Here is a 19,450-nt window from a genome sequence, read left to right on the forward strand (position 1 = left end):
CGGTTCTCGGGTTTAGCTTCTCATACGGCCGCAGGCAGCAAGAGTGAAATCAGGTCCCTCGGATAGAACCGCGCGCCGATCTTCATTGAATCGAAGGCGACCTTTGCGCCGGTGCGATCCAGGCACTTCTTGAGCGTGGCGATGTAGATCCCGCGCTCCTTGGCCAGGGGCGCCCTTGAACCTGGCGATCTCGGTGTTCGGCACCAGGGTCTGCGGGCACCGGTTGACCGGGTTGATCGCGCTAACGGCCCGGATGTGCCCGTGTCCGATGAGCGCTTCCATGACGCGGTCGGAGGTGCCGATCCCGCGGGCTGCCAGGCGCAACGACAGCCCATCGGCCTGCGGACCCCGCAGAGCGTTCTTGACTGCGTTTACGTCGACGAGGACGCCCATGTGGGGTGAGCTTGCCGGGCGCGGTGCGGGTGGGGACCTTGTCGTCGAGGATGAGGCGCACGATTTCGGCGGCCGACCGGCAGGCCTGGCGGGCCGCGACGGGGATGGTGCGGAAACCCTTGTCGGCCTTCTTGAGCAGGGCGGCGTGCTCGGCGAGGCGGCCGAGGAAGGCATCCAGGTCGGTGTTGGCGTAGCCGTCGCGGCCGCCGAACTGGCGAGCTGCCAGGGGAGCGTGAGGAGGCCGGAGGCGATGAGGACGTCCAACTGGGCGCGGGGTGCGCCGATGTGCTTCATGGCGGCTGCGCGCGAGAGCAGGCCGGCGGCCTCCTGGACGACCTTCTCGGCCGCCTGCGCGTCCGTCCGGACGCTGTGTTCCGAATTCACCGTCTGCGCCTCGGCTTCGGCCATGGCCTCGCTTTCGACGGAGACGTCCTCGATCACGGCTGCGCCGCGCCCGGATGCGGACGAACTCGACAGCACGATCGACGACATCGCATCGTCGAGGCGTCGTTTCTGTTCAACGAGGCGGACCGTCGCTCACGGGTTGGCAAGCCGTCCACAAAGGCGATGTTCGGACAGGTGTTCGACTGGGCCGGCGACTTCCGGACCATCCACATCCGCAAACGTGACGAGAACGGCGACCCGTCGGGCTATTTCACCTCGCCCGAGCGGATCGCGGCGGAGGGCAGAGGGGTCATCCGGCACCTTGAAGCCACGCTACGGCGTGGGATGACGGACGATCTCGCGTCGCCGACAAGCTCGCCTGGCTCCTCCAATACCTTCAGGAGAGCATTCGCAGCATTCGGGTTGAGTTCGCCGACGGTGTCGACGACCGGGAGATGCGGGAAGTGATGCTCCGTCCAATTGTGGCCCGATTGCCTCAGGGGCACAGGAAGACACGGAGATCGGGCCGAGGAAGAGACGAAGAAAACGGTCGTGCCCCCGCAAGCGGGGTGTTGCAGAAGCAAAAACGCCGCCCGCTTAAATCCGTCGCGGACGGCGGCGTTCCAGCCCCGGGTGGAATGGCAAAGATCCCGGTCTGGATTAGTCTGAATGGACGAGGCAAGGTTCAAACGCCCACCGATAAAAGGACGGCATACGACCATGGCGGAGGAGCTTTCCATCTCTGTCTTCACGATCGAGGTCGATCGAAACCCGGTCGTTGCTTTCGCCGCGCGGAAATATTCCGAAGCTGAGGCCATTTGTGCCGACCAAAGAGTACGGGCGAAACTCAGTTCGGCGCGATCGGGCGGCAAGCCTCTTTGCGACGAACTGGCAACGTTGCGCGTTCGATTGGCCAATCGAGACGAAAAGAACCGCTACCGGGAACAGACCTCCGCGCGATCTGCGGATGCCGGTCAGCCGGTATACTTGGTCGAACTTGATTGAGAGTCGCTTGATAGCCTACCTGGCGACGAACGATTCTTGGACAGGGCCGCTGTTCGTGCGCATGCTGTCGAAACCGTTCCGGTCGGCAATCCGACAGGGGTAGCGCTGGCCCGATTCATCCTGGTTTGGTGGCGTGAGAACAAGTCGTGACGAGCAGCAAGGTTCGGCTGCATTGCCACTCCTGTCCCAAGGTCGGCTCAAACACTCCGCGAGGAGTGCCGATCGCCATAGTAGCACCGACGGCAAACAGAACGACGGCTGTCAGCGCGAACAATCGAGAGGTCGTCCAATCAACGTTCATGGCGCTTCCCTCTACTTGAAGCGCGCACACTACGCTTGGGCGTGCCTGCCGCTTGTGAACTAACTCACAAGATCCGCATCACACCCGCGTGCAGGATGTCCGCCGGCGCGAACCGGCTTGCCGTAGATCGGCGCGGCGTCTCGCCGCCGATCGGCGACTTCAGCTATCGATCCAGCAAAGGTGCGGGGGCCACGTGAGAAGCGGTGACGCCACGTCGTCGGCGGATTGGCTCCGCTTCAGTCGAGCGGGTTCGCATGAGCCGCGTTAACCCTGTCGTTGATCTTCTCCCGTAGCCGTTCTCCCCGGTTCACCTCCGCCGCGAAGCGGCCTTATTGGACCGCTGCAATCGTTCTCCGGTTTCTGGAGCTCACTTCCAAGAGGATTTGAGCGAGGTTTCTCGTTCGGAGAGCGTGAAATCAGATGAGAGTGGCTCTCTTACTCGTTGGCCTCGGTACACTCGCCGTGATGGAGCTCGAGGCGCCACCGCGCATGACAAAGCCCGTGAACGAGCCGCCTGCTCAGGCAACCACCGGATTGCGCCCCTCGCACGATACACTGACCAAGGCAGACCGGCTCGAAATTCCCGCGGTCGACGCGCCCCCGCAGCCGCTTTCCTCGAGCGAACTGATGCATCCGCCGGATCACACCGTGATCGTTGCGCAACCACCTCCGAAGATCATTGAGCAGCAGAACGGCAACGCAAGCGGAAAATCCGCGATCATGCTGCCCAGACCTCGTCCCCGGCAAGGCGCTGGCGCCAGTTCGGCCAAACCAGTCATTGAGGCCAGGCCGTGCCCGTCAGGTGCCTTCGATGGACTTCTTAAGGCATTGAACCTGCAGACGCGATGTCAGACCTAGCACAAGGACTCCTCTGTGTCGGGCCGAGAGCCGACGGCAACCCGCGGCTCGCCGCGGATGTGTCGGAGCAAACAAGCCGTGCCCAGGAAGTCCGACCGCCTCGCCCCGACGACCGTGGATCCGTCATCGCCGCGCGGAATTGGCTGTCGGCGGAATCCACGACGCTCGTTCTTGGAGTAGCAATCGGCCTGGCTTTGGTCGCAAGTTTCGTCCTGTTTCGCGATGCTCATTTAAACGGGAGCTCGATCGACAGAGCGGCTGCCAGGGCGATGGTCGAGCGCATTATCGTAGTCGAATCCAACGGTGAACCGAATGCAACGAACAAGCGATCGAGCGCCATTGGCGCCGCCCAGTTTCTCGACGATACGTGGCTCGAAGCCGTTCGAAGGCACCGACGCGATCTGATCCGGGGCCGCAGCGACAAGGAAGTCTTGGGCTTGCGGCGAGATGCCGAGCTTTCGCGCGACATTGCCGCACGCCTGGTCGAAGAACATGCCGCGATGCTGACCAAGCGCGGTCTGCCGGTGACGCCCGGTTCTCTCTACCTGGCCCATTTCGCGGGACCGGCGGGCGCCGTGGCGCTATTTTCCAGCGCAGATACTGCCGACGCTGCTTTAGTTATGGCCGCCGCCGACGTGACGGGTCTGACCACGCGCGAAAAGCTGGTCAACGCCAACACGTTTCTCAAGGCGATGACGGTCCGCGATATCAAGAGCTGGGCCGATCGCAAAATGGCCCTAGGCACCTGGCGGGGTGCTCGTGACGGTCACGTCTGGAGCATTCCATACGTTCCCGTTAAGGGGCAACGGGCGCCTGAACCGTGAGCCCGCTTTGGCATCGTGTTGAAAGTCGGAACGCCCATGGAGGGCCAGCGAATGACTCTTGGCTGTCCCCATAAGGGTGAACGCTTGCGCGCGATGCGTGAATTCCTGGGGCGTTCGGCCCCGGGTGGGATGGCAGAGATCCCGGGTGCCTGCCGAATAGAAGTTGCTGCCAATTCGGTCCGCGGGTTTGCTTGGTACCCCGCTTTAATAACGCGAGCCGGTCATGTCACGTTCGCGTGCGGGGAGGCGCGAAATTGGTGAGGAGTTCTCTCAACCTTGCGTGCTCCGATGTGATCACCCCCGCCACGCTGGCCGCGCCTGTTGAGAGACTGAGGAACCGCGTAACTCGGGAGTCGGATCAGAGCCTCGGCGTTAAGTTCGCGTATAGGCTCCTGGCTATAAGGGAAGGTAACCTTCGGTCTCAGGCGTCGCGTCCTGAAGCCGCTTTTTGCCGGCGTCATGCTGTCGGCTTAGCGCGGCAGACAAAGCTCCGCGAGGCCTGCTGCGGTCAGTCGATAATCAGTGCCAGCCGGAGTATCTCGCCGTTCAATCCACCCCCTGAGAAGGAGCGTGTGTTTCGCTTTGGGCGTGTCCGGAACTTGAGAGGAGTGGACCCACTCTCCGCGCCGAAGGGGGTCAAGAAATTGGCGATGAAACTGATTAAAGGTCGCGCGTGGCAATGTCTCGGCGCGCTGTTTGCGGCGCAGCTCCTGAAGCACGCTTTCAAGGTTAGGCTCACCTGTCATGGCGGCATCTTCGCACCGCAACCTTGAAAATTCGTTAACCGGAGATGAACCGAGCGGCAAAGGAGGTTAATCGGTGAACTCAACACCAATCCGATTTGCGCTTTTCCAGACCAACCGGCAATCCCGGACGGTCCGGTCTTTTTCCATGATGAGTTTGAAGCGGTCGCGGACGAAGCCTGCATCAGGAAGCTCGATGGCTGCGCCGTGCTCGGAGATATTGATGACGCAGCATCTGATGCTGGATCCATCGCCGAAGATGTAGGCGGTCTCAATGACCGCGTTGCGCTCTACTCGCCGCCGTTCGTCGGTCATCATGCTGCGCGAGCTATGCCGCCCTCTTCACCACAAGCGGGCTCTCGCCCTGTACAATGTCGATGAAGGAGGGCGCGTCGCAGTCGAGCTCAGACAGGCGAGCGAGCAGGTCCTGCAGCCGAGCAGGCAGGCCTGCTTCGGTGCGCAGCATTTGGCCGAGCCGCTCGCCGATCTCCTTGCAGACTGCTTGGATGTGATCCTGTCCCGCTGTTATACGCCTACCCGTGCGCATCCGCTGTCCCTGTTTCTGCTTTCCCGCAGTAAACATCCAGACGGCGTGCGAGACGTTAACGCGATGGGCTAAGTCGGTGAGCTGGTGAACGGGCTGTGAAGCAGACGCTGAGGAAACGGTTTATTCACCTTTCCAGCGCGTTGACACTGCGTAAGCTCCAGCACGCGGCGGGTGGTCGCTTGGTTTGCTTCTGAACACCCCGATCCGCTCCTTCGCCTCGCCCTCGACCACGAAATAATGCTCGCGTTTTCAGTGTCGCGGCCACGGTCCAAGAGAAGCGGCGGGTCCAATTGCCGCTATCCGTACCTAGTCGTTCCGAAACGGATCTCTCGGGAACGAGCTCCCTCTGTCCTTCATTGTCTACCGAAGGAGGTCGCAGTGACTTCTCAGGTTGATGCTGATCGGTTTAAGAGCAACGCTGACGAATGTCGGCAGATGGCGCAAGACGCCGACAATGAAGACGCCCGCGAAGGCTGGCTGCGCTTGGCTGCCGAGTGGGAAAAGCTCGCAGAGCACGCGCGGCACCGCCGCGGAATTTTTGATCGCTACGAGTAGCAGACCCCGAGCTGGCAACGGCAAGCGAAGGTGCCGCGTTGCCCCGCGTGCTCCAACCTGCCTAGTCGTATGTGCGTTTTCTAGACACTCAAACCGGAAGGACTATCCGCCTGTTCACCTGCGAGTGCGGCGAACACCTTTGGACGATTGAGTCCGGCTCTTGGAGAGGATCATCAGCCAAGACCGCGTGGCGATCAGAACTTTAACCCGGTGAGCGCGTCACCGCGAAAGCCTGCTCAACCCTATCCAGCCGCCCGCCCGCATACGCACCATCAAATGGTGCCTCATGCTGGGACGCCGGAACAACACCTTGTGAATCAGCGGGCGAAAAAAGGCCCCAGCTCCTGGGGGTCGATGGGGATCGCGGAGCTGGGGCTTGGACACCCTCGGAACAGGGCAGCGGGAAAACGTGGCAAGAACAACAATGTTCCGAAGTTAAGGGCCGCTGTCCTGCAACAGCGGCCCACCCAGGTTTCAAACTCTTCGAAAAGAAATGCACCGCCTCCCCGGGGTGCTTAGTTTTCCCGTTCGCGTCTGTTCCCGCCAGAACATACGTTAATGGATAGCGGTCTGAATCGATCTATGAGTGCTACCGGTCGCGCGCTGATCGAGAACCACGATGAAGCTACTGAACGAATACCTAGATCACGCGCTGAGCTTCGAGCACATGGCGGCTGAGGAAACGAACCCCGAGCTCAAGGCGCAGTTCGAGCAGCAGGCGAAGGCGTACCGTAAGCTCGCAGCGCAGCGCGCAGAGCAGTACGGACTTCCGGCACCAAGCGTCCCTCAGCCAGCAGAAGAGGAACGGTAAGTCTAGTTCAGCGAACGCCCAGGCGGACGCTGCTGCAAGGGCCGGCTGGCATCCTCCGCCAGAGTGACGGATGCCTTCAGGCAAATCTGGATTATCCCGTCGAGTACCAGCAGGCGCTGCTTGTCGGGGAGCAGATGCGCGTCCTTCGTGATCGTATGGATGTGTTTCATGGCTTCCGCTGTGGTCATGCCTGTTCCCCCGCGCGCACTCAGGCGTTAATCATACGGCGCGCGGAGTTCGGATGCCAGCCCTCACAGAATGGTCCGGCTCAGTCGCTCGCACGATCAACGTAGAGCGTCGCCCCACCCTGACCCCCTGCCTCAAAACGCTATAAAACGCAGCGCCGGACTCTGACGCCACCCACCCAAACCCAGTGGCATGCGGCTAAAGGTGGTCTATGGACCACCACGGCACCGCGGTATCCCGGGCAACCAGCACGGTAGACGCTGCGCGCGCATACGACGGCATGCGCATGGGAAGTCTGGAAGGTCATAGTCTCCGCTGGCAAGGAGTTGTCGGCTTCGCTGTTTCCCGGTGCGTGCAGCGCACCTATCGGCGCGACCACACTTCCCTGTGGATTGTGCGGGTAAGCCTCTAGATTTGCATCTTTTGGGCGTACCGACTCAATCGACGATGCTTCTCTTGAGAACAGTCCATCGGGATGGAGACAGAGTGGTGACCCAGCTCGGTTCTGTTTTGGCCGCGATAGCCTTGGCACTCACCGCGTACTTTGCCCTAGCCGCTTGGCATGCGACTGCGGAGGATTCGCCGCGATGCCACGCCCGTTACCCTGTGGGAACCACCTGCGGCGCTGACGCAACACTAGATGACTAACTCGCGTCGCCGGACATTTATGAACGGCCGGGCTCCCTCATTACCGGTACGATCGGTCCCATTGCGAGATACGCGATGGATAGACCGAGACCAATTATACCTGTCGATTTGTTGCTGATCGTAGCCGTCAACGTGCTCGTCGCGGTGGGCGCCTACTACCTGATCGTGCTCTGGGGTCTGTTGGAGGGCTGACCCCACCAACTCGTGTCGTCGTATTGACCAACAACACCAGGCCCGTCGTGAGGTGCTGGTCGATGCTCCGGAGGATCGACTTGGCGCGCTCATTCCGAGCATCCCGCTTGGCGGCCGCAGCGAACCAGACGGAGGTGTCAACCAACGCACACTCATGCGCGTCACTCCTGAACTGCGTATTCCCAAAACTTGCCTGTTGGATCGTTCTCCTCAAGCCATTTTTCGGCGGCTTTGATCGACCCAAAGAGCTTGGCCCAAGCGGGTCTCCGATCGTCCCGGACCCCGGATCGTTCAACATGGCTGCGGACCACCTCGTTCACCCTCTGCCGGTCGGAGCGATCGGTTTCTGGGAGCGACATCACGGCGGCGTAGAGTTCGGCGGGAATGCTGCGCCTGTCTCCGGCAGGTTTGTAGCGCCATTCCAGCCATTGATCGAATGCATCCGACATGTGGCTCACCCCCTCGGCTTGGCGCGGAATGGACTGTCCATGGTGAAGGCGTCCGGCGCGATCCCGCTATCGATGCGCTTCCAGGTCACGGGCGCTGCGATGGGAAATCCCTCGCGCGCTCGCGGGGAATAGGTGCCGATCGCCGTCGTGCCGCGGCCGTTGCGCAAATAATCGAGGAAGATGCGGCCGCGACGTTTGGCCTGGGCGGACAGAATGTACCGATCGGGGTCACGCGCGGCAAAGCCCGAGACCAGCTGCTGCGCGATCCGGTGCGCCTTGTCGTGCAGCACGGGGCGATCCAGTGACGCCATCAGATGGATCCCCTTGCCGCCGGTGAGCTTGGGCCAGGTCTCGAAGCCCTCGCGCTTCATCAGCGTGCGCAGATCGAGCGCGGTCTCGGCGACCGCATCCCAGTCGACGCCCTCTCCGGGATCGAGATCGATCACGATGCGGTCGGCATGTTCGAAGTCCTCGACGGTCGCATTCCACGGGTGCAGCTCGACGGCCCCGATCTGGACGAGCCCAAGGAAACCGTCCAGGCTGTCGATCCACAGCCGCGTTCCTTGGCCGCCCTCGCGCTTCTGAATGCGAAGCTGGTGCACGGCCGCCGGAATGTCCTTCGGCAGCGGCCCCTTGTGATAGAACGTCGTGCCGTGCACGTGACGCACCAGCTTGAGCGGACGATGCCCGAGGTGCGGCAGCGCCTTCTTCCAGACCCGGCCCCAATAGTCGGCGAGCTCCTCCTTCGATGGCACGACCGCATCCGGCAGAAGCTGGAGGATGTTCTCTCGGGGGACGCCCAGCTTCGGGCGGCCGGCTACGGACGGGACCAGCCGCGGCGCCTTGACCTTGCGCACCGCCAGATCATCGCGAAAGCCCTTGAACACGGCTTCCCGAAGCAGACCATCATCGGTCAGCGCGCCATACTGGACCTCGACCTCGAGGGTGGGCTCGACCCAGGTCGCCTTCGGCTTTTTGACCGCCACATCGAGCGGAGAACTCTTGCGGATCAACCGATCAACCCGCTCGCGCAACTCGCGCGCGGTCGTCTTGGTGTAGCCGGTGCGGACCTTTCCGGCATAGAGCAGCTTGCCGTTCTCGCGCCGCCCGACATAGAGCGAGGCCACCTTGCGCGGGTGCGCCCCGAGCTTCTCCACGAACGCGACGATCGGAAAGGTCTCGCTCTTCTTGCACTTGAGCTTGATCCAGCTCTCCTGCCGCCCCGAGCGGTACGGTTCGCCGAGCCGTTTGGCGACGAGACCTTCGAGGCCCATCCTGCAGCCGTTTTCGAGAATCTGCTTGCCGTTCGCCTGAATCCCTTCGACATAGATGAAGGTTTCGGGTGCGCCCTTCAGAAGCCGCTGCAGCAAGCGCTTCCGTTCCTCATAGACAACGCGACGCAGGTCGTAGCCGTCGAGGTAGAGGAGATCGAACGCGTGGAAGCGCACACGCTTGCTTTGCTTCGGCCCGAGCTCGCGCCTCAGCTGCTGGAAGTCCGGCAGCCCGCCACTGCCGTACACCACGGCCTCGCCGTCGATGATGGCGCTGCTTGCTTTGAGCTTGCCCGCGTTCGCGGCGATGGACGAGAACTGTTCGCTCCAATCGAGGCCCGTGCGCGAATAGACTTTGGTGTCGCTGTCGTGCAAATGGAGTTGCGCGCGATAGCCATCGGCCTTGATTTCGTAGACCCAGTCGTCGCCCTGCGGCGGATGGATCCGGAGCGTGGGGTCGCAGGGCTCGATGAATCCTGGAATCGGAGCTTCGCGGGCGCCGGCCACGCGCGATACTCCCGAACGAGACTGACGCAACGCCACGGCACACATGACGATTCAACGCGGTCGGCCCGATTCGTTCCGCGCAGAGCCGGACAGGGCCACCGCCTTCGGTCTAAGGCGACGGCGATGCTGCAGCTGCTCGCGCGAGCGCCGGAAGTGCAAGCTTTCTTCCCGCGTTGCCGAAGCTAGGAGGACCAATGATGGCCAAGGCAAAGAAACAGACAAGTCGTGGACGCAAGCAGGATCGCGCCCGGGTCGCGGGCGGACAAGACTACGAAGTGCGCTACGAAGCTGCCAAAACCGGGCGATCGAAGGCGGCATTGAACAAAGCCGTCAAAAGGGGCGGCAGCAGCCGCAAGAAGGTCGAGCGGCGGCTCGGGCGTTAACCCGCCGGCCAGTTCCAAAACAAAACCGGCCCGGCGGCAACGGCCGCTAAGCCGGGTCTGTCCTTCCAGGGCTGTACTGTTCGACCCGCAATGTCACGAGCCGCTCTCCGAGCCAGCTCCCCGCTCCGCGCTCATCGTTTGGCGCAGGCGCTCGGCGGCGAAGGCGTCCTACGGCCGCGGCCAAGCACCGCGGGCGAGCGACTTCGAGCCGTGCCAGCCCGGCAGTGATCGATTTCTGCCGCTCGCAGCCACCGGGTTCGGCGGCAAGCTTCATCGCCGCGACTGCCTCAGGCTCGGGCGGTCCGACTCAATACTCCATGTCCATGCGGCGGAAAGATCCGCGATCGTAGCAATCACGCGTGATGCGACCGAAAGAATCCGGAGTCCGGACACCCAGGCTGTTCACTCCTTAGGCCGATGGAAGGGAAACGGCCGTCATCGCGCTCAGCCTTGCGAGGAGCTGATCCTGGAATTCGGGATCGACGGCCTCGCTCGCCGGCTGCTCGTGCCACATGTGATGCCAGTAGCGGCCGCTGACCTTTGCTGCCGGCTCGTCGCTTACGGCCAGCCATGCCTGGGTCCGTTGGCCGGTGTCGAGATCGACCGGTGCACCCGCGCCGCCCATTCGCGTGCGCACCCAGCCGGGATCGACCGCATTGCTGAACACCTGTGGCCAGCGTCGCGCCACTGCGAATGCCAGCGCCACCACCTGCAGCTTGCTTTCGGCATAGGCCTTTGCCGGATCCCAACTCCGCCTTGTCCAGTCGATGTCGTTGAGCGAGCCCTCCCCGCCGCGATGCAGGCCGCTGCTGAGGTACACCAGCCGCCCGGGCCGTTCTATCAGGGCCGTGAGGATGTACGGCGCAAGCGTGTTGACCGCGAGGACGCCGGCGTGACCCTCGGGCGTCGCGCCGCGGCTGGCTTCAGTGTAGACGCCCGCATTGTGAATGATCGCATCCATGCACCCGATCGCGTTGACCTGGTCCGCGACGCTCCTTGTCTCAACGGCGCTGCGGAAGTCGCCAACCACGATCTCTGCGGCCCGCGATGCGAGCTCGCCGATGGTCGCTGCGCGATCCGCCGATCGAGCGTGCAGCACGACGCGATGGCCGGCCTCGATGAGCGACTGAGCCGCCGCGCGGCCGAGCCCCTCCGTGCTTCCGGTGATGAAGACTATCGCCATCGCTGCTCCTTCGGACGCTTAGCTTTGACGACGCAGCCGCGCCTTCGGCGGCCCCCTCCTCCGCGGCACCTGCTCCCAACGCCGCCGCGGCCATGGGCGGTCATGTCGTGGTGCGTGCCGCTAAGGCGGCGCGCGCCACAGGATCCTCGCGGCAAACTCACGGTTGCGCTGCCAGCCGCACGCCGTCTGGCCCAATCAGACCGGGGTATGGCGCTTTGAATTTGTAGATGGTTCCGCTCACGGCACCTTCCATGTAGATGTACTGGTTGTTTTCGCCGCCGAAGGCAAAGTTCGTGGCCGACGAATCACCATTTGGGAGTGGGACATAGCCGATGATGAAGCCCCGCGGATCATACTCGATGAGTCCGCCGATGCCGCACGCGGCCCACAGGTTGCCATGTACGTCGTAGTGGATGCCGTCGGGTCCACCGTTGCCCGGATTGTAGCTCCCGGCCGTCGCGAAGAAGAAGGTGGTGTGCGACGGGTCCTTGGCGCACTGGGAGCACGCCGGATTCGGCCCTCCCAAGAATGAATAGTATAGCATCCGGTTGCTGGCGTAGTCGGCAACGGCCAGCGTGCCGTCGTCCGGCGAAACCGCTATGCCATTGGGAAAACTACCGGTGGAGATGATGCGCCGGAGAATGCCGTCTTTTGAGTATTGATAGACTGCACCGGTCCGATCGGCCGCATCGGGTCCGGGTCCCGTTCCCCAGGGATCGGTGAAATACAGGTTGCCCTCGGCGTCGAAATCGAGATCGTTCGGACCCTTGAACAGTTCGTTGTGGAACGTCGAAACGAGTGAACTCAGTTGCTTCGTGTCCGGATCATAGACCAGGACGCCGAGGTGACGGGTCGTGACGTAAAGCTTGCCGTCGTGCCAACGCGTGCCCTGCGGTTCACAGGCGGGACCGAGGTCGCCTTTCGGATTGCAGTTGAACACCGGGACCAGCTTCGCGTCGGGAGTGAGATAGGACACCCAGCCGCTGCCGATCGCGACGAACCAGAAATTTCCTGCCTTGTCGAAGGCCCCGCCCTCAAGAAACTTGCCCTGCGGCTGATCATGGATATCCGCGAACAAGGTGACCGGCCCGATGCCAGGGGGCGGGGGCGGCACACCCCAGGGCTGCACCTGCTCGGGAGATGGTGGACCGGCCAGCGGGGGTGCGGGGACCGACTGGGCCTGCGCCCATGCGGTACGGACGGGCGCGGCCGCGCCACAGAACACAAGCGAAAACGCACAGACGGCACTTGCCAACTTCCTCGTCATGACGGTTTCCTCCGACCTCGTTTTTGCCCAGCCCTTCCGTTGGAGTACCGCGGAAGCATCAGTTCAAAACGTGGCGCGAACATGAGCGCAACGGCGACTGCATCTCTATGAATGCAGACCAGCCGGGCCCGTGACGCATCATCGGTGGTCCGCATTTTGCTGTGGCACTGCAATAGTGACTTAGGCAAGCATGGCCGCACCGGTGCTCGCAAGTTCGCGTCGAACGAATTATCTAAGTTGACGCGAGGGTTAGAACGTATAGGAAAGCGACAACACGATCCCGCAGGTTGGCGCAGCAAGTACCGACTGAAAGCCCATCGCAATGCTGGTCTCCGAGATCCGGACAGCGATGACAAAGGGGAGGAAAAACGAAGGCGTCGGAAGCGAACGGGCCGCAGGGAGAGCCAGGCGCCGACCCGATCACCACAAGGTCCATCACCCCAGCAACACCTACATGGATCAGCACGGCAGCAAGCGCTGGCCTGCGATCGAGCCGGCGCGTGGTCAGTCGGCCCGACGCCACGTTGGGAGAGCCGCGCGGACGTGAAGCATGGACATGAAAGAAGCCTCGGGAATGACGGAAGGGTCCGGTCTCACCGACGAGCAGGACGGCGCCGAGCAGGGCTCCGATGCGCGAGCGTCCGCTCAAGTCGGCTTTCAAACGGGTTGGCGATCCGCTGCGCCGAGCGGCTACGCACCGCGACGGTGAACGCTGCTTTACAGTCTCTGTTCGCGACATCTACTCGGAGCCTGGGTTGCGCGGCGGCCGCAACGCAAGCTTCTTCGAAGGTCGGCAGCGCCGCCACCGACGTCCAGGGGCGCAATGTTCACGAACCCCGAGTTGGACGTGTCGGAGCGAGAGGAGCGGCGGCGGGGTCAGTAACGTCCACCCTACTGCCGGCCTGCCCTTGGTCGATGGCGATCCGGAGCTGCGACGTGGTCTCAATGGGCACGTCCGGGTCGAGCCTGTAGCCGGGTTCCGGGGAGGACTCTGATGGGCGGCTGTTTTGAACGGGGTCACTCATTCCCGACAACGGCCAGATAATAGATATGTTTCTCTTGCTAGATCGTACAAAAACGCTCTCTTCGCGGGCCTGACGCGCCAACGCCTCGGCGTCATCAGTCGGCCAATCGCGTCACCTCGCGTGTCCACGTCCGAGAGCCGCTTAGCAGCGACCGCTGGCTGATCTGTTCGCAGACGAAAGTCAGCCCGAAGGCGTACAGGCGGAAGCATTTCCGTGTGCGCCTTCTTGGAAAAAACCTAAGCTGTCACATCCTCTATTTCCGCGGAGCGGCGTCAATGCATATTGCGCGACTTGTTGGAGTACCGAGCTTGATGCTCACGCTCTGCACCTCAGGGGTCGCCAACGCCCTGGAGTGCCCAGTATATCACCGAACAGGCAATTCGAGCGCCATTCAGGAGACCAAGGCGCGCACCAGAAGCTTCGCGGCGCTGCTCGCTGCTCGCGGCGAGTTAGCCGTTCCCAGCATCATAGAGAGCGTTCGGACCGCCCACCCCGGGGCGTCCGCCGCCGAGGTGACGAACTTCCTAACTACGATCTATTGTCCTCTGATACTGAAAGACGCGACGTTGTCCGACGCAGAGAAGCGAGCCCATCTCAAGTCCTTCTCCGCTGACGTCTTCAAGAAGGTCCCGCCCACGTAGCGCCATCCGAAGCGGACTGCCTAAAGCGAGGGCGCTAGGCGGCCTTGAGCCGCCTAGCAAAGCAAGGGTCAGCGAGAGTTCGCTCGATTTGCGTCGTGCCCTGCTACTTGCACATTATTCACCCCGAGATCCTTCAGCGTCTGTTGATCAAGGCGGCCATTGGCTTGCAGATGTTTCATCTGCTGCATATGCTGGATCGCCTCCCGGGTTTTGTGGCCCCAATGTCCGTCAACCGCACCGGCATCGAACCCCTCTTTGTTGAGAGCCATCTGTATATTCTTTATCTGAGCTTTGGACAGACTGCGCGGGCCAATCGTTCCATTGGTCTTCGCCTGCTGTGAAGCGGCGTCGACCTGCCGCGAGTTATTGGTTTGCTGCGCCGTCTTGTTTTGTTGATTGGCTGGTGCGTTCTGCTGAGCCGGTACTTGCTGCTGAGGTGGCGGGTTCGAGGCAGCAAAAGCGGGCACTGCCATCGCAGCGCTGCCGAGAAGAACTAGGGCGAACTTAGTCATGAGAGACTTTCCTTTTTGGCTGGAGAAGACTGGCACTCTCCAGAACCAATGCGCTTCCACACGGGATGTTTCCGCCGTGCGGCTGATCCGCGGATTAATTCATCGCTACAAATGGTTCGCTGGTCGCGCTTGCGCACCGCGCTCTGAAGGCTCTGGACGCGCGGCGCTTAGACCCGGTCAGGCGCTCGTGGTGCGCCTCGGATCAACCTTCCAATTGGCCGCTCATGACATCACCGAACAGCTGCCAGCTTTGGCCCTCGAACTTCATCAGCTGGAGCTGTTCGATCGGCGCGAAGTCTATCGGCGAAGTGTTGATGGCGATACCGGGAAGCAAGAGCCCTGGCTCATAGTTTGTTAGATGGGCTGCCTGCGCCATGATGTTTTCACGCGTAAGATCGTCACCGCATTGCTGGAGGACCTGTATCATAGTGCGTGCGACGCTGTAGCCGTAAACGAAATTTGCGTCGGTCTTGTCGCTTCCCGGCATGTGCTTGTCCATAAAGGAGTTCCAGGCAACCATGTCTGGCGCGCTCTTCCATTGAGCATCGGTCGGGTCTTTCATGTAGGCTGCAGAAACGATCCCCTGTGCGTGGTCGAAGCCGGCGGGTTTAAGCACACTGCCGATGGATGCCGAGACATTGTTCAGGATATGGAGGGGTTTCCACCCGATGTCGGACACCTTTACGATCGCTTGCGCTGCGAATTTCGGCGTCGCGACGTTGAAGAAGACGTCTGCTCCGGTAGCTTGCAGCCGAACGACCTCTGAATCGACTACCGGCTCGGTGGTTTGATAGGCCTGCTCTCCCACGACCATCGCGCCGGCCTTCGAGCCCAGGCCGTCCTTTAGGCCTTTGACGTAGTCCTTTCCGTAGTCATCGTCCTGATAAAGGATCGCAATCTTGCCGTTCGGCTTCTCCTTCAGTATGTACTTGGCGTAAATTCGACCCTCGGCCTGGTAACTTGGTTGCCAACCCATCGTCCATGGAAAGTGTTTTGGATCATTCCATTTGGTCGCGCCGGTTGCGACGAACAATTGCGGCACCTTCTTCTGGTTCATGTAGCTGTGAATAGCGCTATTGGTCGGCGTTCCCAGAGAGTTGAAGACGAGTAGAACGTTGTCGTCCTCCACCAATTTACGTGCCTGCTCGAATGTCTTTGGTGGACTATACGCGTCGTCATACGAAATAAACGAGATCTTTCTGCCATTTACCCCGCCTTGATCGTTGATCATCTTGAAGTAGGCGTCTTCAATCTTGCCGATCGCTGCGTAAGCGGAGACCGGACCACTATAAGGCATGATGTTGCCGATCTTGATCTCAGTATCGGAGGCTCCTGGACCGTATTGTTTCTTCGACGAACTGGCTGCTCTTGCTCGGATTGGCGCGGCGAGGGATAGCAGTCCAAGCGCGCCAACGAACTCCAGGACTTCGCGTCGTTCGAACTCTTTCCTAGTACGATCTCCAGACATTAGCATTTCTCCTTCGAAAGCTAAAACATGGAGCCATGGCGCCCCGCTGACCGGCATGTTCGGCTTCATGCATGCAGCGCGCCAAGGCAGTTCGCTCGAGGAGTATGTACCTTCGCAATAACTGACGGAACGCTATCGCTTTCGGCCATTCTCAAACACAGTCCGGCACCGTACGCACTGTTTCAAGGATCGAGCGGTATCGCGAGACTAGCTCGCTCGGCCGGGCGACCTGGGGAGCACGGAATGGACCTCAATCACTTTAATGCTGAGGCTAGTGCATGCGCTGGCACCCCACTTCGGCGTAAACTCAGAGAGACGCTCAAAATTGGCGGCGAATGGATCGTGAGCATGCGGACATATCCTTTGGTCGCAGATGTCCATTCGCCGTATCCATCCAAGCTAGGCCGGCGGACAGGGCTCACCGATTCCGCCCCTTGAGTAGTTCGGGGTCTTCCTTGTGGATCCTGATGAGCTCCGTCAGCTTTCGATGCCGAAGGTCGGTGAACGCCATGAACTGGTCGTCACCTACGCATAACGCCAGATGACGTCATCCTCTGTGTCCATTCCGATGGCTGGATCCCAGAGCCAGTCGTGGTCTTCGCCCAAGTCTCTTGCGACGCGATCGATGGTGAAGACGGCGTGAACTTTGTTGACGTGCATGGCTACGCCGCCTCGGCAGCACGAAATGCTTGCCGTGGACTTTGAGGAGATGGTCAGCGATCTCGGCCAGTGTCATGTCCAGGCGTAGCCTTGACCAGCGAGAGTATCTCCGCAGCATGAGCCCCGATCCGAGCTGAACGCCGGTTTCCGCCCCGGGGCTCCCGGCTCCCAGGCACCGGTGCTTCGCGGCGCGCGATGTTGGTCCGTTACCGCACAAGGTGCCCAGTGCGAGGTAGGGAACGCGATTCCTGCACTCAGGTTGAGTAGTACCCGCCCACGAACGTCAGGCGCACCTTAGACACAGCTGCCTTGGACGTCGCATTCGAACAATTCGCTGAGCGAGGGGTCAGAACACTGAGAGGCCGGAATGCAGGACTCTGTCGAAATCAAACTTGCGCAAGACGGAGCAACTACTGCAACGTTAAGCTCGGCCGACGATCGGATCGTGCTTTCGACATGGACCCCGCCCCGCGAAGGGATCGTTCCTCACATCCGGCTCGGGAAAAGGTGGTTCAACGTTTTGTGGGTCGTCCCGCTCGGCGGTGCGGCATTGGTCCTCCTGATAGCCTTGGCGCAAAATCTACGAGAGCTCTCAGCCATCCAAGAGTTTATCAAACGCTATCCCGGGATCGCGCAGAACGCGCCTTCGGTGGACACTGGTTTTCCATGGTGGCTCCAGCTCCAGCACTTTTTGAACATGCTCTTCATGATGTTGATCATGAGGGCAGGCATCCAGATTCTGGCAGATCATCCACGGCTGTATTGGAACAGGGATTGTACGCCAGGCACGGAGTGGTTCCGATTTCAGCACCCCGTACCCAAGGATCGCATCTGGACGGCCAAGGACGATGCGGTGAGCCTGCCGGGCTGGCTTGGTATTCCCGGGCAGCGCCACACCATCGGCCTTGCCAGATGGTGGCATTTCTCAGTTGATCTTCTTTGGGTACTGAACGGTGCCGTCTTCTACATCATGCTGTTCTCCACGGATCAGTGGTTGAGACTTGTGCCCTTGACGTGGGACGTCTTCCCGAATGCCCTCTCGACCGCCATCCAGTACGCGTCACTGAACTTTCCGACCGAATCCAGCTGGACCCGATACAATGGTCTGCAGCAACTCAGCTACTTCGTGACGGTCTTCATCGCCGCACCGGTTTCGATTGCGACAGGGCTCTTGCAGGCTCCTGCGATTTCCAACCGTCTAGGTTTGCTCGGCACTGTGCTTAATCGGCAGGTCGCCCGCTCCATTCATTTCATCTCATTCACTTGGTTCGTCTTCTTCATCCTCGCGCACGGGATCATGGTTTTTATTACCGGGTTGCGGGAAAACACGAACCACATGTTCGCGGGAGTGAAGAGCCAGCACTGGGTCGGATTTCCGCTGTTCGTGCTCGCGCTCATGTTGGTGGGCTTGGCTTGGTGGGCCGCTTCGCCGTTCACAGTCAAGCACGCCCGTCTGGTGCAAAAGACAGGCCGCCTGATGGTTGGCTGGATAAAGGGCGTCTCCGAATGGTGGGCGCCGACTGCGGAGTTGAGTAAATCTGACATATCGCCGCATTTCTGGCCGAACGGCACCATGCCCAACTCCGCCGAATACGAACGTCTGCTCGCAGGCAACTTCCGCGACTATCGCTTGCGAGTCCGTGGGCTGGTGGAGACCGCTCGGGAGTTCTCGCTGGCCGAGCTCAAGCGCATGCCGAAGCAGAAACAGATCACCACGCATTTCTGCATCCAGGGATGGTCGGGCGTGGCCGAGTGGGGCGGCGTGCGCATGAGCGATATCCTTGATGCAGTGAAACCCCTTCCGGAGGCTCGGTATGCCGTCTTCTACTCGCTCGCGGACGGCTCTGACGGAGGCCGCTACTACGACGTCCACGAGATGTTCAACATGCGTCACCGCCTCACAATCCTGGCCTACGAAATGAACGGTCAAGCGCTGAGTGTGCTGCACGGCGCGCCGCTGCGGCTCCGGTGTGAGAACGAACTCGGCTTCAAGATGGTCAAATGGATCGTAGCCATCGAGTTCGTGCACGAGTTTAGCGACCTCGGCGCGGGACAGGGCGGTTACAACGAGGACCACGAATTCTACGGCTATCGGATGCCGATTTGAAAGCCGGCCGCCTCGTGCTCGGCGGGGTGCAACGACGGAGCAGAAACGTGAGGAAATGGCATGGTTAGAATATCGGCACGGCCCGCGAATTATGGGCTTTGGGTGCTGCTCGCGGGTTCTCTAGCTGGCTGCATCGCGGCAGTGACCGCCACTTTTGACGAGGGCAATGGGATCGCCCGTTCGGGCGGGGCTTATCTCGTGCTGGTCACCACGCTCCTTCTCACCGCGGCGGCTCTGGTTCTCGTGCTTTATCATCGCAAGCGCAAATGGCTGACTATCGTTCTTGCGATACTTGTCTTGCTCGATCTCCTCGGCACCGCATTTGCGGCCTACTTCCTGGAGACGCCAATCCTTGTCGCATTCATGGCACTCGGGCTCGTCGGATGGATAGTCTACGTTCTGTCGCATCCGGCAGAGGACAACTTTTCGCTCGCCTCTTCAAGGAGCACCAGATGAATACAACCCACAGGATTTCGTGCGCTTTCACAGCGTGGCTCCTGCTCCTGGCGGCCCCCCCGCTCGCATTCGGA

At 61.2% G+C, this 19,450-nt stretch carries 20 protein-coding genes; 10 read left to right on the plus strand and 10 right to left on the minus strand.

All coding sequences use genetic code 11. The features are described 5' to 3' along the window. Positions 1-12 precede the first annotated feature (12 nt). Positions 13-885 (minus strand): hypothetical protein, encoded by an 873-nt coding sequence (locus AC0L2O_RS07075; protein ID WP_473369197.1) that lies wholly within the window; start codon positions 883-885, stop codon positions 13-15. A gap of 561 nt (positions 886-1,446) precedes the next feature. Here AC0L2O_RS07075 and AC0L2O_RS07080 point away from each other — a divergent pair. From AC0L2O_RS07080 to AC0L2O_RS07095, 4 genes are all read left to right on the plus strand, one after another. Then, positions 1,447-1,782, plus strand: a complete 336-nt coding sequence (locus AC0L2O_RS07080; RefSeq protein ID WP_473369198.1) for a hypothetical protein — start codon at positions 1,447-1,449, stop codon at positions 1,780-1,782. A 766-nt stretch (positions 1,783-2,548) separates the two neighbouring features. Continuing rightward, the gene (locus tag AC0L2O_RS07085; protein ID WP_473369266.1) at positions 2,549-2,941 is read left to right on the plus strand and encodes a hypothetical protein; all 393 of its coding nucleotides are present in this window, start codon (positions 2,549-2,551) and stop codon (positions 2,939-2,941) included. Positions 2,942-3,210: 269 nt separating this feature from the next. Next, positions 3,211-3,765: a lysozyme family protein gene (locus tag AC0L2O_RS07090; RefSeq protein ID WP_473369199.1), complete on the plus strand. Its 555-nt coding sequence runs from the start codon at positions 3,211-3,213 to the stop codon at positions 3,763-3,765. A 650-nt stretch (positions 3,766-4,415) separates the two neighbouring features. Further along, positions 4,416-4,538: a hypothetical protein gene (locus AC0L2O_RS07095; protein ID WP_473369200.1), complete on the plus strand. Its 123-nt coding sequence runs from the start codon at positions 4,416-4,418 to the stop codon at positions 4,536-4,538. A gap of 39 nt (positions 4,539-4,577) precedes the next feature. Here the strand turns inward: AC0L2O_RS07095 and AC0L2O_RS07100 are convergent, their stop codons facing one another. Together AC0L2O_RS07100 and AC0L2O_RS07105 are read right to left on the minus strand one after the other, a co-directional pair. Further along, a complete protein-coding gene (locus AC0L2O_RS07100) occupies positions 4,578-4,826 on the minus strand; it encodes a PilZ domain-containing protein (RefSeq protein WP_473369201.1) in 249 nt (82 codons plus the stop codon). A 10-nt stretch (positions 4,827-4,836) separates the two neighbouring features. Then, positions 4,837-5,055 carry a hypothetical protein gene (locus AC0L2O_RS07105; protein WP_473369202.1) on the minus strand — a complete coding sequence of 73 codons (219 nt, stop codon included), beginning with the start codon at positions 5,053-5,055 and terminating at the stop codon, positions 4,837-4,839. 378 nt (positions 5,056-5,433) lie between these two features. On the opposite strand from AC0L2O_RS07105, the gene AC0L2O_RS07110 reads away from it, so the two are divergent. Together AC0L2O_RS07110 and AC0L2O_RS07115 are read left to right on the plus strand one after the other, a co-directional pair. After that, positions 5,434-5,610 carry a hypothetical protein gene (locus AC0L2O_RS07110; RefSeq protein WP_473369203.1) on the plus strand — a complete coding sequence of 59 codons (177 nt, stop codon included), beginning with the start codon at positions 5,434-5,436 and terminating at the stop codon, positions 5,608-5,610. A 619-nt stretch (positions 5,611-6,229) separates the two neighbouring features. Then, positions 6,230-6,421 (plus strand): hypothetical protein, encoded by a 192-nt coding sequence (locus AC0L2O_RS07115; protein WP_473369204.1) that lies wholly within the window; start codon positions 6,230-6,232, stop codon positions 6,419-6,421. A gap of 2 nt (positions 6,422-6,423) precedes the next feature. On the opposite strand, the gene AC0L2O_RS07120 is transcribed toward AC0L2O_RS07115, so the two are convergent. The 3 genes from AC0L2O_RS07120 to ligD all read right to left on the minus strand — a co-directional run bounded on the left by AC0L2O_RS07120 (position 6,424) and on the right by ligD (position 9,719). Then, a complete protein-coding gene (locus tag AC0L2O_RS07120) occupies positions 6,424-6,609 on the minus strand; it encodes a hypothetical protein (protein WP_473369205.1) in 186 nt (61 codons plus the stop codon). 999 nt (positions 6,610-7,608) lie between these two features. After that, a complete protein-coding gene (locus AC0L2O_RS07125; RefSeq protein WP_473369206.1) occupies positions 7,609-7,896 on the minus strand; it encodes a hypothetical protein in 288 nt (95 codons plus the stop codon). A 5-nt stretch (positions 7,897-7,901) separates the two neighbouring features. Continuing rightward, the gene (gene ligD, locus AC0L2O_RS07130; RefSeq protein WP_473369207.1) at positions 7,902-9,719 is read right to left on the minus strand and encodes a DNA ligase D; all 1,818 of its coding nucleotides are present in this window, start codon (positions 9,717-9,719) and stop codon (positions 7,902-7,904) included. 152 nt (positions 9,720-9,871) lie between these two features. On the opposite strand from ligD, the gene AC0L2O_RS07135 reads away from it, so the two are divergent. Continuing rightward, on the plus strand, positions 9,872-10,057 hold the full coding sequence (locus AC0L2O_RS07135) for a DUF3606 domain-containing protein (RefSeq protein WP_473369267.1): 186 nt from the start codon (positions 9,872-9,874) through the stop codon (positions 10,055-10,057). A gap of 409 nt (positions 10,058-10,466) precedes the next feature. Here AC0L2O_RS07135 and AC0L2O_RS07140 read toward each other — a convergent pair whose 3' ends face one another. Together AC0L2O_RS07140 and AC0L2O_RS07145 are read right to left on the minus strand one after the other, a co-directional pair. Continuing rightward, entirely contained in the window at positions 10,467-11,240 is a 774-nt protein-coding gene (locus AC0L2O_RS07140; RefSeq protein WP_473369208.1) for an SDR family NAD(P)-dependent oxidoreductase, read from the minus strand. Between the two features lie 157 nt (positions 11,241-11,397). Beyond that, a complete protein-coding gene (locus tag AC0L2O_RS07145) occupies positions 11,398-12,507 on the minus strand; it encodes an SMP-30/gluconolactonase/LRE family protein (RefSeq protein ID WP_473369209.1) in 1,110 nt (369 codons plus the stop codon). A gap of 1,333 nt (positions 12,508-13,840) precedes the next feature. On the opposite strand from AC0L2O_RS07145, the gene AC0L2O_RS07150 reads away from it, so the two are divergent. Further along, a complete protein-coding gene (locus AC0L2O_RS07150) occupies positions 13,841-14,173 on the plus strand; it encodes a hypothetical protein (RefSeq protein WP_473369210.1) in 333 nt (110 codons plus the stop codon). 68 nt (positions 14,174-14,241) lie between these two features. Here the strand turns inward: AC0L2O_RS07150 and AC0L2O_RS07155 are convergent, their stop codons facing one another. Next, the gene (locus tag AC0L2O_RS07155; protein WP_473369211.1) at positions 14,242-14,685 is read right to left on the minus strand and encodes a peptidoglycan-binding domain-containing protein; all 444 of its coding nucleotides are present in this window, start codon (positions 14,683-14,685) and stop codon (positions 14,242-14,244) included. 202 nt (positions 14,686-14,887) lie between these two features. Next, positions 14,888-16,153, minus strand: coding sequence for an ABC transporter substrate-binding protein (locus AC0L2O_RS07160; RefSeq protein WP_473369268.1), 1,266 nt, complete (start codon positions 16,151-16,153; stop codon positions 14,888-14,890). Between the two features lie 1,027 nt (positions 16,154-17,180). Between AC0L2O_RS07160 and AC0L2O_RS07165 the strand changes: the two genes are divergently transcribed. Together AC0L2O_RS07165 and AC0L2O_RS07170 are read left to right on the plus strand one after the other, a co-directional pair. Further along, positions 17,181-18,920 carry a molybdopterin-dependent oxidoreductase gene (locus AC0L2O_RS07165; protein WP_473369212.1) on the plus strand — a complete coding sequence of 580 codons (1,740 nt, stop codon included), beginning with the start codon at positions 17,181-17,183 and terminating at the stop codon, positions 18,918-18,920. A 102-nt stretch (positions 18,921-19,022) separates the two neighbouring features. After that, a complete protein-coding gene (locus AC0L2O_RS07170) occupies positions 19,023-19,376 on the plus strand; it encodes a hypothetical protein (protein ID WP_085355045.1) in 354 nt (117 codons plus the stop codon). Positions 19,377-19,450: the final 74 nt, after the last annotated feature.

The sequence above is a fragment of the Bradyrhizobium sp. Kon10 genome, assembly GCF_055807395.1.

Coding starts and splice junctions, on each gene's coding strand:
- AC0L2O_RS07105 (WP_473369202.1), bottom strand. CDS start 5,055: ATGCGCACGGGTAGGCGTATAACAGCGGGACAGGATCACATCCAAGCA.
- AC0L2O_RS07145 (WP_473369209.1), bottom strand. CDS start 12,507: ATGACGAGGAAGTTGGCAAGTGCCGTCTGTGCGTTTTCGCTTGTGTTC.
- AC0L2O_RS07155 (WP_473369211.1), bottom strand. CDS start 14,685: ATGACTAAGTTCGCCCTAGTTCTTCTCGGCAGCGCTGCGATGGCAGTG.
- AC0L2O_RS07090 (WP_473369199.1), top strand. CDS start 3,211: ATGGTCGAGCGCATTATCGTAGTCGAATCCAACGGTGAACCGAATGCA.
- AC0L2O_RS07125 (WP_473369206.1), bottom strand. CDS start 7,896: ATGTCGGATGCATTCGATCAATGGCTGGAATGGCGCTACAAACCTGCC.
- AC0L2O_RS07160 (WP_473369268.1), bottom strand. CDS start 16,153: ATGTCTGGAGATCGTACTAGGAAAGAGTTCGAACGACGCGAAGTCCTG.
- AC0L2O_RS07085 (WP_473369266.1), top strand. CDS start 2,549: ATGGAGCTCGAGGCGCCACCGCGCATGACAAAGCCCGTGAACGAGCCG.
- ligD (WP_473369207.1), bottom strand. CDS start 9,719: ATGTGTGCCGTGGCGTTGCGTCAGTCTCGTTCGGGAGTATCGCGCGTG.
- AC0L2O_RS07120 (WP_473369205.1), bottom strand. CDS start 6,609: ATGACCACAGCGGAAGCCATGAAACACATCCATACGATCACGAAGGAC.
- AC0L2O_RS07140 (WP_473369208.1), bottom strand. CDS start 11,240: ATGGCGATAGTCTTCATCACCGGAAGCACGGAGGGGCTCGGCCGCGCG.
- AC0L2O_RS07075 (WP_473369197.1), bottom strand. CDS start 885: ATGTCGTCGATCGTGCTGTCGAGTTCGTCCGCATCCGGGCGCGGCGCA.
- AC0L2O_RS07135 (WP_473369267.1), top strand. CDS start 9,872: ATGGCCAAGGCAAAGAAACAGACAAGTCGTGGACGCAAGCAGGATCGC.
- AC0L2O_RS07115 (WP_473369204.1), top strand. CDS start 6,230: ATGAAGCTACTGAACGAATACCTAGATCACGCGCTGAGCTTCGAGCAC.
- AC0L2O_RS07080 (WP_473369198.1), top strand. CDS start 1,447: ATGGACGAGGCAAGGTTCAAACGCCCACCGATAAAAGGACGGCATACG.
- AC0L2O_RS07165 (WP_473369212.1), top strand. CDS start 17,181: ATGCAGGACTCTGTCGAAATCAAACTTGCGCAAGACGGAGCAACTACT.
- AC0L2O_RS07095 (WP_473369200.1), top strand. CDS start 4,416: ATGAAACTGATTAAAGGTCGCGCGTGGCAATGTCTCGGCGCGCTGTTT.
- AC0L2O_RS07100 (WP_473369201.1), bottom strand. CDS start 4,826: ATGATGACCGACGAACGGCGGCGAGTAGAGCGCAACGCGGTCATTGAG.